Genomic DNA, 16,927 nt, shown 5'->3' on the forward strand with positions numbered 1-16,927 from the left:
GGGCTGAGGTGGCGGCCGGCTCACAAGTGACGCTCGACGACCGGCCGGGCCCCGGCGTTGCCGGTGACGCTCATGTTATGGCCCTCTCGATGCTTTCGCGGGCGGCCCCAGGCCGCGAATCGGCACGGGGATGCGTCATCCTTGCCTGGGCGATGTAGCAATGGCGCGTCCGGCCGACTCCCGGCACGGCGCCCTGCCCCTCACACCGGCACTGGGCGCACATGACCGGCACATCGCTTGCCCTAACGAACGACACCGTGCGCCGCGCGGCCTCACTTGCAAGGACTTTCATATGGCCACCAGAAACACCACCCCGCGCGTCGAGAAGCGCGCCGACGGCACCGACGCCGTCTCCCTGCTCATCGCGGATCACAAGGAAGTCAAGCAGCTGTTCAAGTCGTACGACGCCCTGGTCGACGCCGACGGCGGCGCCGAGGAGAAGGAGGCGCTTGCCGAGGAGATCTGCGCGATGCTGACGGTCCACGCATCGGTCGAAGAGGAAATCTTCTATCCGGCCGCACGCGAGAGCATCGAAGAACAGGACCTGATCGACGAAGCGGAAGTCGAACACGCCAGCGCCAAGGACCTGATTGCGCAGATCCAGGACATGCAGCCCGAAGAGGACCTCTTCGATGCCAAGGTCAAGGTGCTCGGCGAGTACATCGCCCACCACGTGAAGGAGGAAGAGGAAGAGCTCTTCCCGAAGGTCAAGCGGTCGAAGCTCGATCTGAAGTCCCTGGGCGAGGAAATGTCCGTCAGGAAGCAGCAGCTGATGGCCGAGCTCGGCGCCGAGCAGGACGCCTGATCCCAGCTGCACTCCACCAGCGCTGCGCGACACACGTGTCGCCGCGCGTCTCCATCACCATGAAGGAACACCCATGAAAGACGCCATCACCATGCAGACACCCATGCAGCCCTACATCAAGCTCGTGCAGGGCAACATGGCGCTGCTCACTCAGTTCTCGATGTCGCCCGAGGTGGTCTCGCAGGCCATGTCGAACGCTCAGTCCATGTTCCAGCGAGAGGCGGGGGCAACGGGCAATCTCGCGCAGTCCACTGCCTTCGCCCAGTTGGTGCAAGGCATGCTCAAGAACTACACCGAGTTCATTGCCGAACTGGGCCAAAGCGGGATGAGCCTGCTGGCGCAAGGTCAGGCCGCGATGCTGCGGTCGGCCGAGGACGCGTCCGAGAGCGCCACATCGGGGTCGGACGCACGCGCGCGACGCTCACGCTAGCCGGCGGCGGGACGGTCGGCGAGGCTGCGACCGTCCCGCCCGCGGTGCCTTAGCAAGAATCAATCGGGAAGCGGTGCCTGCGTCCGGCACTTCCTATACGCGCTCCGTGACGAAAATCGGCACAAAGCGCGCTGGTCTCATCACGGACCCGCAACGCTTGCCGATCTGCCACGTTCGGTGCACCTTTTGATGCCGATTGAAGGAATCCTGCCCGCTGGACGGCGATGGCCACAGGTGTGAAATGTCGAAGCGAGGTGCTAAGGTGCCCCCAAAAGGAGCTTCGCCATCAACACCTCAAGTCTTTCCGCCAGCGCTTCCGCGGCCAAGCCGCGTTCCGCTGTCAGGCCCTCGACCTCCCCCCGGCGCGACCACCTTCGCGCGACCTTGTTGTCCGCCGTTGACCTGCTGTACCGGCGTCGTGCCGACCTCATCGGCGACGGCACCATCGGCGACTATGTCGCCCTGCATTGGTTCGAATGGAACGGTGGCGCGCTGCGCCTCACCGTGACCGGGCAGAACATCTGCGAACAGCTCAAGGCCGAAAGCCGGGAGTCGCAAGGGCAGTGATCGAGCAGGGCGGCACGCGCGCAAGCGCCGGTGCCCCCAACGCGCGCGCTTCGCCCGATGGCGCTCTTCGACCGCAGGCATGAAGCCTGCCTCTCACATCGATCCTTCTCCCGCGCCGCTGCGAATCGCGGCCGCGCGCAACCCATTGGAAAACCGTGACCAGTACCACTCTCTCTTCGTTTGTCGATGCGCCCGCCTGGCGCCTGCTTGGCGTCGAACCGGCCCGCGCAATCATCGAATACGCCGGCATGCGGCTCATGAACAAGTCGGCGCTGCCCCGCGGCGACGGACACCCGGTCGTCATCTTCCCCGGCCTGGCCGCAGACCGCCATTCCATCGAGCCGCTGAAGGGCTTCTGTGATGACCTGGGCTACGCCGCATACGACTGGGGGCGCGGCTTCAACACCGGGCCGCAAGGCGAGCTGGACGCGTGGCTGGATGAACTCGCACGGCACGTCGTCGAACTCACCGCCGCCCACGAGGAGCCGATCAGCCTGATCGGCTGGAGCCTGGGCGGCATCTACGCGCGCGAGGTCGCGAAGAAGCTCACCCGACGCGTGCGGCAGGTGATCACCATCGGAACGCCCTTCGCCGGTTCGGCCCAGCAGACCCATGCGGCTGGCGTGTACCGCCTGCTCAGCGGGCAGGAGCCCGCCCTGTCACCCGCCACCACGGATCGCCTGCGCACCGCGCCGGACGCCCCCACCACGTCGATCTTCAGCCGCAGCGACGGCGTCGTGGCGTGGCAGGCCTGCATCCAGGACGGGGACGCCGATCACACCGAGAACATCGAAGTCGACGGCAGTCACTGTGGACTCGGCTGGAACTCGGAGGTACTGTCCATCATCGCGGACAGGCTGCGACAACCCCAGGGCGCCTGGCAACGTCATCGCCGAGCGATTTCCTTCGAGCAGGCGATGCTGGCCACCGAAGAAGGCGTCTTCGGCTGAACTGCACCTTGAACACCCGGGACATGATCGAACCGCTTCTCCTGACCACCACGCGAGTCTCGACATTCAACGAGGCGGGTCTGCTCACGGGGGCCACGGGCTTCTTCTTCGAGCGCGACGATCGGCTCTTCGTCGTCACCAGCAGGCACGTCGTGTTCGACAAGCCGACCAGCCACTTCCCGAGCCGCATCGAGATCGAGCTGCATACCGACGCGTCCAATCTGACGCGCTCCATCGGCCTGTCGATCCTGCTCTACGAGGATGGCAAGAGCGTCTGGCGGCAGGGCAAGGACGACGCAGGAGAGATCGACGTCGCGGTGATCGAGCTCGACCGGTCCGCACTCCCCGCCGACGTCGAGATGGAAGCGTTCACGCCGGCGCATCTCCAACGTTCGCTCGACGAGGTGGAGGTGGGCAGCTCGCTGCTGGTGGTCGGCTTTCCGCTCGGCTTCCATGACACGCTGCACCACCTGCCGGTGGTTCGCCAGGCTGCCATTGCGTCCTCCTTCGGGCTGCGCTTCCAGGGGCAGGGCTATTTCCTCACCGACGCACGGACTCACCGGGGCACCAGCGGCGCGCCGGTGGTCATGCGCAGCAGCGAGGCCGACAAGCTGCCCTGGAAACTGCTCGGCGTTCATTCGTCACGCATGGACATGGGCAGCCGCGACCAGCAACAGGATGAGTCGCTCGGGCTCAACTGCGCCTGGTACGCCGACATCCTGCTCACCCTCACCGACCCCGAGGCCAGCGTCGAAGCCGTTGCTCCGCCGGCGCCGTGAGCGCCGACGTGCCGATCGGCGCTGCCGGCGGCATCTGCGTCAGAGCTGACTGCCGAACAAGGACGCCGCGCGCTCCAGTGCCTTCTCCTGCCACGGTCGTGCGCGCCATGCCTCGAGGGTCATCGGCCTGGAGCGCCGCAGATCCTCCTCGAAGATCTCGATCTGCTGCCTCGCGAAGGCGGCACTCACGACGTTCAGATTGGCTTCATCGTTGAGCCGGAAGGATCGGTTGTCGAAGTTGGTGGAACCGGCCGACACCATCAACCCGTCGATGACCATCACCTTGCAATGGAACATCGTCGGCTCGTATTCGGCGATCCGCACGCCGGCTTCCAGAAGTTCGCCCCATCGGGCGCGAGAGGCGCGGCGCACGATTTCGGTGTCGATGTCCGGCCCCGGCGTGACGATGGTGACCTTGACGCCGCGGCGGGCAGCCGCCGCCAGCGCCTTGACTGCCAGCTCGTCCGGGACGAAGTACGAGTTCGACAAGTGAATGCTGCGCGTCGCGGCCGTGATCGCCAGGAGGTACATGAGATACATGCTCTCGCTGCCCCCGGTGGGCGAGCTGCTGAACACCTGCGCGGCCTCGTCGCCACGCGGCTTCAGTGCCGGGAAGTAGGCCTCGCCATGCAGGACGCGCCCGGTGGCCTTGATCCAGTTGTCCATGAAGACGGCCTGCATCTGCGCCACGACCGGGCCCTCCACACGAAAGTGCGTGTCGCGCCAATGGTCCTTGTCCTGTGCGTTGCCGCGCCACTTGTCCGCAATGCCGACGCCGCCGGTGAACCCGATCTCACCGTCGACCACCAGGATCTTGCGGTGCGTGCGGTTGTTCATGCGGTGGAGGTTCGACCAATGCGGCTCGTGATAGCGCTCGACCTCGATGCCCGCGGCCTTCATCTCCTCCAGGTAGCGCTCCTCCATCTTTGCGCTGCCCACCCAGTCAAGCAGCACATGGACCTTGACGCCCGAGCGAGCCCGTTCGATGAGCGCATCGGCGAATTCCCGCCCGATGGTCTCCGACCAATAGATGTAGGTCTCGAAGGTGATGGTGCGTCTGGCCTGCTTGATGGCAGCGAGCATCGCGGCAAAGATTCTGTCGCCATTGAGGAGCACTTCCGTCTTGTTGCCCTCGACGATCGCGGGGCCCAGCAAGTGGCCCATGGCGCGCCGAAACTGCGGGTCGTCGGTGGCGTACAGCCGCTCGAGCCGCTGTTCGATCCTCTTCTCGCCGGTGGCGAAATTGAGGACCACGAACACCGCGCACAGGGTCAGCAGACCGCTTGCAATCGCGATCCAGACCACCGACCGTGCTTTCATGGCCGCGGCAATCAGCGCCCCTGACCGGCGCAGCGCAGACGGATCCCCGGCAAAGAAACCTCCCGCCCGAAGCGGCCAGCAGCCATCGCATGGGAATGCAATGGCAGGGCCAGGATTGAACAGGAGCCGCAGGGCGCGGCCCCGGCACGAGATGCTGGGCAATCGGCGCGCCCGCCTCCGCAGATCGGCATGAACGGCCCGGCGGCGCCATGCCCCGGATCGGGTCGGCGCGATAGGCAGCTCGCCCATCCGTCTCGGAAATTGACCGATTCTCCGCGCTTCGCATGCTCCCTACGCTTGCCTGACATCAACTCATGTGCAAGGGCGGTCGCATGGAACGTGCAGACGGGAAGGGGAAGCCTTCGCTGCAGCGCACGAAGCAAGCGAAGAAGGCCGGACTGCAACCGCAGCAGCCGTCCCACCCGGTCATCGCCGGCCTGCCCAAGTCCGTGCCGCCCGGCAAGGTGGCTGGCGCCTTCGCGAACATGTCCAGCAGCGCGGAGGCGGCATTCACCCTCTGGCAGACCACCACCACCAAGCCGCTGGACGCGCTGGCCAAGGCGATCGCCTTGTCGGGTCCGCAGGACATCGCGTCGATCATGGATGCCGTCGCGCAAAGCAACCGGACGAGCGAACACATCGCCGATGCGATCGACCATCTTTCCACGCGCCTCAGAAGGGATCTGGAGGGGAATCCACTCATCCCTCAGTGGACCTTCGCCACGCTGACCAGCATGATCAGCGCGTACGGCAAGACGGCCTGGATGGCGGTGTCGGTGCGCGGGATGGAGGTGGCGCTGCGCGTGCTGTGCAACTCGCTGCAGGTTGACGAGGCGACGACGGCGGAGCTGGAATCGCCAGCCGTGCTGAGCAAGGTCGAGCTGGCCCTGGACCCGCCGTCCCTGGCCCTGCTGCTCAACCGCACCAGCAAGTTCGCCAAGCCGCTGTTCGCCTCAGCGGGACTCCACGAGGACCTCGAGTTCGCGGTGCTGCATCTGGCGCAGCATGCCGCCAGCCTGCTGCAGCAGAACGCCGGCGGCTTCACGTTCAAGCACCTGTCGCAGATCGCCAACGCGCTCGGCAAGTTTCGCCACCTCCCGGCGTGCCGCGAGGCCATGGCTGCGGTGGCCGCGGCGGCAGTCCCGCACCTCGCCGGAGACTTTTCCAAGGGTCTGCCGACGGATCCCAACAGCGACAAGGTCACGGTCGTCAATCTCTGCAGTTTCGTGAACGGACTCGCCGCGTTCCACGCCGCGCGCGACGGGGACCTGGCCGCTGCGACGGCCGCGGGGGCTGCCTACGAGAAGGCAGCCCGGCGCGTCGCCGTGATCGTGGAATCGCTCAAGGACACCAGCAGGATCGACCTGTGGGGCCTGGCCCAGATCGTCTCGGCGCTGGCCCACTTGCGAAACCTGCGCGAATGCACACTCGCCGTCTTGGCGCTCGCCCAGCCGGTGTGCGCGCGGCTCACGGCCGCATTCCCGAAGGACCCGTGCGGCACGGAGGACGTGAAGTCGTTGTGCATGTTCGTCGGCGGCTTCGCCTCCATGCGTCCCGATCTGACCGGACGAGATCTGCGCACGATCGATGACGCGCTGACGCACGTGATCTCCAGGCTGCCCGAGACGCGAGAGACCTACGCCGACATCGACTTCGAGACCTGTGCCTACCTGATCCACGGGATGAGCCGCGCCCCTGGCCAGCACACCGACAAGGCGCATGCCGTCGGCCTCGTCATCGAGAAGAGGCTGGGCAGCCTGGCGCAGTCGTCCACCGACGCGCGCGACTGGTCCGAGATCGATCTGCACTCGCTCGTGCTGTGCGCCGACAGCGTTCGGCAGCTGTGGAGCGGCAGGCAGTTCCTGCCGCTGCACCGCCAGCTTGCGACAGCGGTGCTCATGAAGCTGAAGCTGCTGGCGAACGCCGGCACGGTGCCCGAGTACGAGGCGCTGACACCCGTGCGTTGGGGTCTGCTCGTCCGCAGCTTCGGGCGCATCCTGGCCGGCACCCGCGTCATGCGCCAGGACATCCTGTCGGTCATGGAAGTGCTCATGCAGCCCCAGTGCATGCCGAAGGCATTGACCGTGGGCGCCTGCGCACACTCGCTGCGCGGGTTGTGCAGCGGCCCCGACCGCGAACAGTGGCTGCCGACGATGCAGCAGCTGCTGGCGAACATCGAGCATTGCAGCACCAGCCCGGCCAACAGCGCCGCACGCAAGTCGGCGCTGCTCGATGGCGCGGCCGCAGGGCCCGCGCTGGCCGAGTGCCACGCCCGCGCCCGCGGCGCACTGAAGTCGCAGATCGTGCGGACGGCCCAGGCCTTCTGCATCCTGGTGATCGCCGAGGCCGCCGGCCTTGCCACGCGGCAAGGCGTGCCGGCCACGGTCGACCTGCTCTCCAGCATCGCGTGTCTTCCGTTCGCCCCCGACGCCGCCAAGGCCGCCGCCGCCCTCGCGACCGAACTCTCGAACGCCGTGCCGAGGATGACGCCGTCGACACGCCGGCAGTTCGCGACAGCGCTCTCGAAGACCCGGAGTGCAAAGGGCCCGGGCGGCGCGCAGCACGCCTCGCTGCCCGAAGCGTTCGCGCAGCTCGGCAGCGACATCTCGAAGCAGCAGTTGTCTGTCGAAGAGGTGTTGGGCGTCTTCACCTCCATCTGGGCCAGCACCGCGGGCGACGTCGACAAGTTCGCGGAGATGTTCAAGGCGGCGATCACCACGATCTCCTCGGCCGACATGAAGGACTGGTCGCTCGACGACATCGGGCAGCTGCTGGTGGCGCTTCACGATGCCGCGACGGCAGATGGGCTGGATGACGCGAACCGCAGCCACGTGGAGGAGCTGTGGCGAAAGTGCCTGGGCATTCTCGAGGAGCGGCTGTCGTCCGCGCTCTCGCGCGACGAGCTCGACCGGGTCGCTGCGCTCCTGGGCACCTGCGCCCAGCACCCGCGATCGCGGGGAACCTTCACCGGTCTGTCGCGCGATCTGGTGAAGCTGTGCTCGATGTTGCTGATCGCAAGTCCGGACGCATGGGCGCTCGACGGCGGCATCGACGCCCTCGCGTTTGCGCTGTCCGGGCTGGCGCGCTGCGAGGCGACAGAGGAGCTGGCGGAACTGCTGCAGGCCGGCGCGAAGGAGCGGCTCGAGACGAAGAACCTCAAGTCCGACATGGCGGACGCCGACGCCGGGACCGTCATCGAGCTCGGCGCCGCGCTGATCCGCATCATGGAGCAGCACGAGCTGTTCAAGTTTCACCGGACGGCGCACCAGGCGCTGCGCCTGCATGTGCTGGCGAGGGCCGTCGTGCTTCTGGAAGATGACAACGGCGAGTCGCTGTCCCATCCGGCCGGCGCTGCACGGTACGCCCGACTGGCCCATGTGACGATCCGGGCTTGCGAGGCGCTCGTCTTCCATTGCGACGACGCCATGCAGACCGCCAGCGTCGAGGAGCTCGCGGCGGTCAAGCAGCAGCTGCGCCAGCAAGCGGCAGCGGTGTCCGAGCGCCGCGATGCCGGGCTGGCGGCGGCCGACATCGACAAGACACTCTGGAACTTCATCGGCGAGCTGGACCTGGACTGCATCCGGTTCGCGACGCCGCTTCCAGCCCCGCAGCCTCGGCAGGTACAAGGTGCAGCGAAGTTCGACTGGAACGCCGTGTTCGACCAGTTGTGGAAGTGCCCGTCGCCGCGTGTACCGGCGGTTCCCAAGGACCTGCGACCGATTCAGCGCTATTCCCTCACCAACTACTGCGAACTGCCGGGCACGCAACCGCTTGGCATGTCCATCCTCGATCGGCTCACGTCAGGGCGGGTCCAGCCGGTGCGGGTCACCCTGCCCGAAGTGGTCGATCCCCATCAGCTCGCGGGCGCGCATGTCTTCGGCGACAAGCTCATCGCGGTGAATGTCGCACCCGGCACCAGCATGCGCTCCGACCGCGACACCATCGAGCAGATCTTTGCGAAGGCTGCGTCCGCCGGCGGCACCGACTACCTTCAGGCAAGCGACCGGCGGCCGGGGTGGGTGCTGGGCTTTCCGTACGCTGACGTCCAGCCCGGCGCGTCGCTGCACGAGCTGATGTCCAACCTGTTCCCGAATGTCTTCGACTCCTCCTACATCGCCCAGGCACTCACCAGCCAGGGACCGGACGTTCTGCATCCATACGGTGCGGCGTCGCACCTGCTGGAAGGCAGGTTCACGATCGGTGTGGTGCCCGCTCCCAGGGGAAGGGCACCGCCCATCACGCTGAAGAACGGCGTGAAGCTGCAGGTTCTCGACGGACTCGGCTTCATGACCGAGTCCTTCGCCAGGCGGTGGCCCTGGTTCGAGTCATTGCTGGCCCCGGATGCGAAACCCACGCCGCAAACGCCGCGGTCCAAGGCCAGCGATGCCGCCGCGTCTTCCAAGGCCTCGACGAAAGCCGGCACCACCGCCAAGTCCGCTCCCTCCATCCCGTTGTTCGGCGGCCCGAACGCCGATGCGAACCTCGCGCCGGATGTCCTGCAGCACTATCCGCCCGACGATGACGTTGCAGCCGAGATCGTCGGCACTCTGGACGCCAAGGAGTTTCAAGGCGCCAAGGGCTATCGGATGCTGACCCAGGGCAGCCGCGGCAAGGGCGTCATCTTCAAGGCGGTTCCGTCGGCCGACGACAAGGTGTACCTGCCCAACAGCAAGCGCGTGGGCAACAACGTGCTCGTCACCCGCTCGCCGTACGAGGTGCGCAAGCTCGTGCCGGTGGCGCAGGAGGACGTCGTTCGCAAGGGACCGACGTGCGACGTTCTGAACACCGCGCCCTGGATGCAGTACAGCCTCCTCGTACGCTTCGGGCCGGCGAAGTCATTGGTGACGTCGTACTTCAAGGGTGCCGTGTTGGTGATACCGGACCACCTCCTTCCCGATGCGCTGAGGAGCTGCGACTTCATCGTCGCGGCGGACGACCAGAAGACCTGCAGCAGCTGGCGCGGCAGGAGGGAGTGCTTCGTCAAGCTCATGACGATCACCGCCGCCGGGATATTCGCCATCCGGGAAATATTCGCGCGCGGGTCGTGCGTCGCGCTGCCTGCGGCGCTCCAGAAGGGCATGCTCAGAGGTGACTACGACGGCGACGACGCGCTCGTCGTGTCGGACTCGCCGAGGCTGCACGAGTGGGCCCGGAAGCATCCTGTGCCGCAGGCCGCCGGCAAGCAGAAGACGCACCAGGCGGCATTTCGGACGGATGGCAGCTACTACATGGAACGCGACGCGCAGATGGACGCCGTCAGTCGCAACGTGCTGGGCCTCTTCACCGGGATCCAGCGCAAGCTGCGATACCAGCCCGCCGAAGCCCTGCCGGCGCTGGCCGGCAGGATCATGGATTCGCTGTGCGGCGGGCTGACGGGCGAGATGGTGCAGTGGTTGCAGGACGTGGTCGAGGGCAACGGCCATGACGGCGCATCGCACAAACGGCTGCTGTCGGCGATCGACGAGCGATGCCGGGTCGTCTCGAACAAGTCTCAGGCGTTGCTGCGCGGACTGGCCGCCGACCTGGGATCCCCGGCAGCCGGCGGGTCGCGGTCGGGGCCCGATCCCTTGGCATCGATCGCTCCCGAATCGGCCCACGGCAATCGGCTGGCGCAGTGGATGCGCTACCTTCCGCGCTCGCCGGACGGCATTCCCGCGCCGGTGCAGGAGTGCTATGCAAAGGGGTCGGCGCTGGAAGCGCTGGAGCTGCTCGTGCTGAGCGGCATCCAGGCCGGCGAGGACGCATTCAAGGCCGACACGGACGTCCAGAGCCTGTATCCGATCGCGCGGCGTCTGCAGACGCAGTTCGCCTCGCTGCCCGCGCCGCCGTATGTTCGTCGCACGGCGCGATGGATGGCGTGCGGCCTGCTCGATGCCGAGCTTGCCGTCCGGCTGCGCAATGCGCTGCGTCCTCGTCCGAATCTCGCCGCGGCGGTCATGCACGAGGCGATCTCGCAATTGATGGACAAGGCCAAGGTGTGGCCGCTGGCCGCGCCCTATGTGCCACCCGCGCTGCCGGCAAAGGGCAAGGGCCCTGCGGGATTCGCCGAGGCGCTTCCCGATCGCGCCTTGAAACCCCTGCTCAGCCAGCTGCCTGCCAGGATGAACAACAAGGATGCGAGGTGGCTGCTTCAATCGGCTCGGGACTTGCGCTACCGAACGTGGACCGTGTCGGACGTCACCATCGAGATGGTGCGCGACGCGGTGAGCCTTTTGAGCGAGCACTCCGACAACGGCGCGACGCGTTTCGCCAAGGCACTGGCCGATCGGCTGGCCGCCTGCGTACTCGCGGGCGACTGGATCCAGCCGGGGCACGCGCCGAGTTGTGCCGTGCTCGCGGTCATGCTCAACACGCACTGGGGCAGTTTCGACCTGGAGCCGGACGAGGTCGGCAACAGAGGCATCGCCTACCTGCTGTGCTCGCTGATCGGCGTGCTCTCGCCCGACGCCAGGCGCGAGGCGATCTCGCTACGGCATGACCTCGCCGACGGGCTCTCGCACAAGCGCGAAGCGGTCCTGTTCGATCTCCTTGCGCCTTCCTGCCGGATCCCGTCGGCGCTGCGCCTGCCCAACGAGCAGGAAGTGCTAACCATGATCCTGGGCGGCGCAGCGGCCAGGCCGCCCGAAGGCACGCAGACGCTGTGCTACGACGCCGACCATCTGCTCCAGCTGGGCTTCGGCCCGGACGCCGACACGGCCAAGGAGCTGTCCGCAATCAAGGAAGCACACGTCTTCTACAAACTGGTCGACGTCAGGAAGGGAGCATGCGCACTCGTTCGCTTCCTGAACGGGGCGCGTCAGCGCCTGGCGTGGCACGAGTCCTGGCCGCTGACCTTGCAGGGCAAGTCGGTCGGACCGATCCAGAACGACATCGTGCGCAACATCTGCCGCGGCTGGCCGGCCGCTCTGAGCGTTCTGGAGAGGGCCCCGGCGTTGGGTATCACCACGCCCGACGCGGCACGCAAGCTCTACAAGGCGCTGACCTCGGGGGAGGATGTGGACATCCAGAACCTGCTGGCGGGCGTTGGCACCATGCGATTGACACCGCTGTGGCTGGCTGGCGTTTTCGAGCAGCTGCCGTGTCCCGAGGTCCTGGGCGAATGCAGCGAGATGACCGAGACGCTGTTCGCGGCGCTCTTGTCGGCGTACAGGACCGAGGAGTTCTACCTGCAGCAGTCGCCGACGACCTTCAGCAGCATCGTCAGGGCGATATGGGTCCTGCTCGGCGCCGGCTCCACCGGTCCCCATGCGCTGACCACATCGCAGACGAACTGGAGCAAGCACCTGCTCGAGGCGGCGCTCGCGACCGACGGTCCCGTCGTGCTGCTCAACGCGCCTGACTGGCCCGCCGTGGTGCTGCAGCTCGGTGCGCTGTCGATGCGGGTGGCGTGCCGGATGACCCGCAAGGGATGGCTCATCGATGCCGATCTGCTGCCGCGCGGCGCGCTCATGATCGTCGCGGCGCTGACACGACACGGCGGCTTCGGGCGCCGCGAGATCACCGTCTCGGGAAGCCAGGAGTCCAAGCAGGCGTTCGATGCCGCCTACAAGTCCGACGCCGGCCTTCCGCTTCTCCTGCAAGTCGCTCCGCAGGAGAAGACCCTGGCCCATTCGTAGCCCGCCGCGCTTCGGTTCGCAGGTCGTGCCCGCGCGCAAGGATGTACCGCGACGATCACTCGACGGAGATCTGCGACGCCGAAGCGACGACGACTTCCTCGACGGTTTTCGGGCGCGCACCGCCTGCGATGAAGCGGTCGTACTTCTCCTTGTCCGTCAGTTCGACCGTCTTGACGCGCACAAGCAGGCGGGTGGGGAGTTCGCCGCTGGCACGCGCCTTCTCGATCGCAGCGTCACGGTCCATGCCCTGGTACACGTAGTACTTGGCGATCGGCCCCGGTTCGATGCGCTCCTCGAGCCGCACCGGGCTCTGCGCCACCGGCGTCGGGCAGGCGTCCCGGTCGCCCAGCACGACGCAGCGATAGGTCTGCAAGCCGCTGCCCACGTTGTCCTGCGCCATCGCGGCATGCTGCGCCGAGACCAGCGAGATCGCGGCCAGAAGGCCACGTCCCCACAACTTGAGAGAAGGGTTGGTTCGGGAAGGAAGATGAAGATTCGAAGCGAGATTCATGGCAGGTTCCTGTGGATCAAGTGGTGTTCACAATCGGAACCTGCAGGCTATCGAAGGCGCCGCGCCGGATAAACCCTTCCCGGCGACACGCACTTGTTTGCCAATCGCAACAATGACAGGACGGCGGACGACTGGCCCGGCTTTGCGCTCGATCAGCCCCGGCGCGCTGTCGGCGGTTGGGTGCCTTCCCGACGAGCACCTGCACGCCGGCACACGGGGCGCTTTGCGTCCATCATCGAGCGTTGCCTCGCCCGCAACGAGAAAGGATGCCCGTGCTTCGATGTCTTCGAACCGTCCTTCTGGCCATCGGCGTCGTGGTCCCGGCACTGGCGAGCGCGCAGACGCACGAGGAGCTCAAACAGGACTTCGACACCGCGTGGCGTGCCGCGAGCGCGCGCTACGCGTACTTCGATGCCAAGGCAACGTCGTGGGCAGACGTGCCCAAGCTCTATGGCGACGACCTCCAGCGGCTGTCGACGCGAGACGATCTGGTTGCTCTGCTGGAGCGCGTGCTGGACGAGCTGTACGACACGCATGCGCAGCTCAACGTGAACCTGGCGAACTCGCCTCGGCTGGTCCCGTCAGGGACTGACCTTTGGGCGGAGTGGCGCCGCGGCGAGGCGACCATTACCGACGTGCGAGCCGACTCGGATGCGCGAAGAGCCGGCATCCGACCCGGCGACGTCGTCGTGAGCATGGACACCGTTCCCATCGCCCATGCCGTCGAGGCGAGGCTCGGTCGCTCGTACGCTCACTCAGTGTCGGCAGCGCGAGACTGGGCCTTGCGGGCGGTGCTGGCCGGACGTCACGGTGCCCCTCGCCAACTGCAAGTGCGGCAAGGCAACCAGGTCCGCACATTCGAGCTGAGCGCGCGCGATCCATCCGGCCAGCGGGATGCGGCCCCCGTCAGCCAGTCCCGCGTCGCTGCCGGCATCGGCTACGTGCGGTTCAACGACTCGCTCGGTGACGAGGCCACGATCCGGGCATTCGATCGCGCCCTCGACGACCTGGGCGACACCCGCGCCCTGATCCTCGACCTGCGCAACACGCCGAGCGGCGGCAACTCCGTCGTGGCGAGGGGCATTCTGGGTCGATTCGTCACCCGCGACCTGCCCTACCAACGGCATGTGTTGCCATCGGAGGAGCGCGACACCGGCATCCGGCGCAGCTGGCTGGAGCTTGTATCGCCGCGAGGTTCGTCGGCCTACCGGCGGCCCGTGGCGGTACTCGTCGGACATTGGACGGGGAGCATGGGCGAGGGCCTGGCGATCGGCTTCGACGCGACCCGGTCGGCAACGGTCGTGGGAACGGCGATGGCGGGTCTGCTGGGCGCCACCGACCCCATCGTGCTTCCACACACCGGAATCGCACTGAACCTGCCGACAGAGCGCCTCTATCACGTCAACGGAACGCCGCGCGAGACATTCCGCCCCGGCGTGCTGGTCGATGTCGCGCACTCGGATTCGCATGGGGATCCGTTCGTCGAGGCCGCACTTCGCGTCTTGCGACAGCCGGGCCATCGAGGGCCAGCGAAGCAGGCCCGGCACCCTCAGTAGCGCGCACGACCGCCCGACCCGGCGAGATCGCAGGTGTTGCTCATGGGGCGATGAGCTCCAGATAGCTTTGGAAAAGCCCGACGTGGACGAGCGCGTCGTCCGACGAGTCGGGCCACAGGTCCTGGCTGCGGAAGCGCACGTCATACGTGGCCTCGTCCTGGGCGTCGACGCCGTGCGCGTGCGCGTCGGGAAAGGGATAGGGCGGCGACACACCCACCACGACACCCGTCTTTCCGCGGACATAGCCCGGCATTCGCATGTGTCCTGGCGCGCTGTGCATCCGAACGCGGACGCGATCGCCGATCTTGAAGCGCTCGCCGGGCGCCACGTTCGTGCGTCCGGCCGCGCCAGTCCCCGCCAGCGGAACCAGCCCTTCGGCTCTGCGTTGAAGGTCGTCCCGCGTGAAGATGCCCTTCTCCACGCACAAGGTCGCCAAGCCGGTCAGCGACCGCTCGTAGTAGCTGGCCGCGAGGTAGTGACGCGGCTCCATGCGCTCGATGGCGTGGCGATATTCATCCATGTTGATGATGCCCTTGCGCACGGCAAAGACATAAAGCGAATTGGCCCGCACCTCCCAGGCAGCGTGGAACGCAGGCGCGTCGAACGTGTAGCGCACCCTGCCGAAACCCTGCCTGCCCCCGAGGTCGTGCATGCCATCCATGGATTGCTGCCTTGTTCGACGCCCTACAGGCGCGACACGCCAATCAACGAATCGCGCGTGACCAGCCCCGCCAGCCGCTCCTCGCTCCAGTTCTCGGTGCCGGGCGGCCGCATCGGCAGAACCATGTAGCGGGTGTCGGTCGTCGTATCCCACACGCGGACCTCGACCTCCGCCGGCAGGTCCAGGCCCATCTCCTTCAACACCGAACGTGCCTGTCGGACGATGCGTGAGCGGTACTCCAGGTCCTTGTACCAATCGGGCGGCAGGCCGATGAGCGTGAACGCCGTGCACGAACACAGCGTGCAGCAGATGACGTTGTGCACGCTCGGGGTGTTCTCGAGCACGACCAGGTGGCGATGATGGGCGGGCATCGGCAGCCCCAACGCCGTGACGGCAGCGTGGCCGTCGGTCAGCAGGCGTGCCCGGAACTGCGGATCGGTCCAGGCCTTGGCGACCACGCGGGCACCATTGCGCGGCACCCATTGCTCCTGAGCGAGCTCGTCCAGTTGCTCCAGGGCAGGCGTCGCCATGAACCCGGCATCATCGAATGCCGCCTGGATCGCCTCGACGCGCTTTGCCATCGATGCCGCCACGGGTTCATCATGCGGGGAAGACATGGCTCACCACCCTCCGACCGGCGCTCGCGCATGCGCGCCACGGCACAGTGTTTTTCAGACATGCGCCCGCGTCAAGCACGCCAGAGGAGACCCGAGCGGGCGGCGGCGTGTCGATCGCGGCCTGCGCCGCACACACGGTAGGACAAGACCGACACCCACGGGGGCCGTGCGCCGGCTCAAGGCCGGCCGGGGGCAATGCACCATGGCGGTCGACACTCTCTCGTCGCAGCGTCCCATGCCATCCACTCGCCCGCGCCGAACACCGAGCCAACCCGTGGCCGAACGCATCTTCAACGTCGACTGCAAGCTCTCGTACACCTTGCTGGACGACACCCATTTCCTTTTCCTGGTTCATGCGCTGGACGGCATGGACCAGGAAGTCATCGACGAGTCATTGCGCATCACGCCGTCGCTCAAGCATGAAGTGCATACCGATGCGGCGCTCTGCCATCGCACCTTGCGCGTGAAGGCCCCTGCCGGCCCGCTCACGCTGCGCTATCGCGCGAGCGTGCGCCTGCGCCGCCCGCCGCCGGACACGCAGGCCTTCGAGGTCGCCATCGAGGCATTGCCGCACGACGTGCTGTCGTACCTCATGCCCACCCGCTACTGCGAGTCCGATCGGCTCGCTTCCGCGGCCGGCAAGTTGTTCGGCGACGTGCCTGCGGGCTATGCACGCGTCCAGGCGGTGAGCGACTGGATCCGCGAGCAGGTCGAGTACCGCACGGGGTCGACGAACACCACCACCACCGCTTGCGACGTGTTCCTGCAGCGCGCGGGGGTCTGCCGCGACTTCGCCCATCTCGGCGTCGCGCTGTGCCGCTCGCTCAACATCCCCGCGCGCATGGCCGTCGGCTACGCGCGCTTCGACAGTCCGCCGCCCGACTTCCACGCCGTCTTCGAAGCCTTCGTCGGCCGTCGCTGGGAGCTCTTCGACCCGACAGGCATGACCGATCCGCAGGACCTGGTGCGCATCGCCGTGGGCCGCGATGCGGGGGACGTCGCATTCGCAACGCTGTTCGGCCCGGTGCGCACGCGCCTGATCCGGCCCGAGGTGGAGCAGGTGCGCGCACGCCGCGCCCGTCGGGCAGCGGGCCCGGCCGGACATTCATGACATC

The 16,927-nt window shown here is 67.0% G+C and carries 12 protein-coding genes; 8 read left to right on the forward strand and 4 right to left on the reverse strand.

The features are described from left to right. Positions 1-292: 292 nt before the first annotated feature. The 5 genes from P7V53_RS21960 (at position 293) to P7V53_RS21980 (ending at position 3,531) form a co-directional block, all read left to right on the forward strand. Entirely contained in the window at positions 293-805 is a 513-nt protein-coding gene (locus tag P7V53_RS21960) for a hemerythrin domain-containing protein (protein WP_280151642.1), read from the forward strand. A 73-nt stretch (positions 806-878) separates the two neighbouring features. Next, entirely contained in the window at positions 879-1,235 is a 357-nt protein-coding gene (locus P7V53_RS21965) for a hypothetical protein (RefSeq protein ID WP_280151643.1), read from the forward strand. A 384-nt stretch (positions 1,236-1,619) separates the two neighbouring features. Further along, positions 1,620-1,802 carry a hypothetical protein gene (locus P7V53_RS21970; RefSeq protein WP_280151644.1) on the forward strand — a complete coding sequence of 61 codons (183 nt, stop codon included), beginning with the start codon at positions 1,620-1,622 and terminating at the stop codon, positions 1,800-1,802. A gap of 257 nt (positions 1,803-2,059) precedes the next feature. After that, on the forward strand, positions 2,060-2,752 hold the full coding sequence (locus P7V53_RS21975) for an alpha/beta fold hydrolase (protein WP_280151645.1): 693 nt from the start codon (positions 2,060-2,062) through the stop codon (positions 2,750-2,752). Positions 2,753-2,775: 23 nt separating this feature from the next. After that, positions 2,776-3,531: a serine protease gene (locus tag P7V53_RS21980; RefSeq protein ID WP_280151646.1), complete on the forward strand. Its 756-nt coding sequence runs from the start codon at positions 2,776-2,778 to the stop codon at positions 3,529-3,531. Between the two features lie 39 nt (positions 3,532-3,570). Here P7V53_RS21980 and cls read toward each other — a convergent pair whose 3' ends face one another. Further along, positions 3,571-4,851, reverse strand: a complete 1,281-nt coding sequence (gene cls / locus P7V53_RS21985) for a cardiolipin synthase (RefSeq protein WP_280151647.1) — start codon at positions 4,849-4,851, stop codon at positions 3,571-3,573. Positions 4,852-5,183: 332 nt separating this feature from the next. On the opposite strand from cls, the gene P7V53_RS21990 reads away from it, so the two are divergent. After that, entirely contained in the window at positions 5,184-12,467 is a 7,284-nt protein-coding gene (locus tag P7V53_RS21990; protein ID WP_280151648.1) for a hypothetical protein, read from the forward strand. A gap of 55 nt (positions 12,468-12,522) precedes the next feature. Here P7V53_RS21990 and P7V53_RS21995 read toward each other — a convergent pair whose 3' ends face one another. Next, a complete protein-coding gene (locus tag P7V53_RS21995; RefSeq protein ID WP_280151649.1) occupies positions 12,523-12,978 on the reverse strand; it encodes a hypothetical protein in 456 nt (151 codons plus the stop codon). Between the two features lie 266 nt (positions 12,979-13,244). Between P7V53_RS21995 and P7V53_RS22000 the strand changes: the two genes are divergently transcribed. Beyond that, positions 13,245-14,534, forward strand: coding sequence for a S41 family peptidase (locus P7V53_RS22000; RefSeq protein WP_280151650.1), 1,290 nt, complete (start codon positions 13,245-13,247; stop codon positions 14,532-14,534). Positions 14,535-14,574: 40 nt separating this feature from the next. Here P7V53_RS22000 and nthB read toward each other — a convergent pair whose 3' ends face one another. Together nthB and nthA are read right to left on the reverse strand one after the other, a co-directional pair. Next, positions 14,575-15,195, reverse strand: coding sequence for a nitrile hydratase subunit beta (gene nthB, locus P7V53_RS22005; protein ID WP_280151651.1), 621 nt, complete (start codon positions 15,193-15,195; stop codon positions 14,575-14,577). A gap of 23 nt (positions 15,196-15,218) precedes the next feature. Continuing rightward, positions 15,219-15,812: a nitrile hydratase subunit alpha gene (nthA, locus tag P7V53_RS22010; protein ID WP_280151652.1), complete on the reverse strand. Its 594-nt coding sequence runs from the start codon at positions 15,810-15,812 to the stop codon at positions 15,219-15,221. A 274-nt stretch (positions 15,813-16,086) separates the two neighbouring features. Here nthA and P7V53_RS22015 point away from each other — a divergent pair, with 274 nt between their 5' ends. After that, positions 16,087-16,923: a transglutaminase family protein gene (locus tag P7V53_RS22015; RefSeq protein WP_280151653.1), complete on the forward strand. Its 837-nt coding sequence runs from the start codon at positions 16,087-16,089 to the stop codon at positions 16,921-16,923. Positions 16,924-16,927: the final 4 nt, after the last annotated feature.

The sequence above is a fragment of the Piscinibacter sp. XHJ-5 genome (assembly GCF_029855045.1).
Taxonomy (GTDB): Bacteria; Pseudomonadota; Gammaproteobacteria; order Burkholderiales; family Burkholderiaceae_C; genus Albitalea.

Excerpts from the sequence above, each read along its gene's own strand:
- P7V53_RS21960 (WP_280151642.1), top strand. The coding sequence starts at position 293 with ATGGCCACCAGAAACACCACCCCGCGCGTCGAGAAGCGCGCCGACGGC.
- P7V53_RS21965 (WP_280151643.1), top strand. The coding sequence starts at position 879 with ATGAAAGACGCCATCACCATGCAGACACCCATGCAGCCCTACATCAAG.
- P7V53_RS21975 (WP_280151645.1), top strand. The coding sequence starts at position 2,060 with ATGAACAAGTCGGCGCTGCCCCGCGGCGACGGACACCCGGTCGTCATC.
- P7V53_RS21980 (WP_280151646.1), top strand. The coding sequence starts at position 2,776 with ATGATCGAACCGCTTCTCCTGACCACCACGCGAGTCTCGACATTCAAC.
- cls (WP_280151647.1), bottom strand. The coding sequence starts at position 4,851 with ATGAAAGCACGGTCGGTGGTCTGGATCGCGATTGCAAGCGGTCTGCTG.
- P7V53_RS21990 (WP_280151648.1), top strand. The coding sequence starts at position 5,184 with ATGGAACGTGCAGACGGGAAGGGGAAGCCTTCGCTGCAGCGCACGAAG.
- P7V53_RS21995 (WP_280151649.1), bottom strand. The coding sequence starts at position 12,978 with ATGAATCTCGCTTCGAATCTTCATCTTCCTTCCCGAACCAACCCTTCT.
- P7V53_RS22000 (WP_280151650.1), top strand. The coding sequence starts at position 13,245 with ATGCCCGTGCTTCGATGTCTTCGAACCGTCCTTCTGGCCATCGGCGTC.
- nthB (WP_280151651.1), bottom strand. The coding sequence starts at position 15,195 with ATGGATGGCATGCACGACCTCGGGGGCAGGCAGGGTTTCGGCAGGGTG.
- nthA (WP_280151652.1), bottom strand. The coding sequence starts at position 15,812 with ATGTCTTCCCCGCATGATGAACCCGTGGCGGCATCGATGGCAAAGCGC.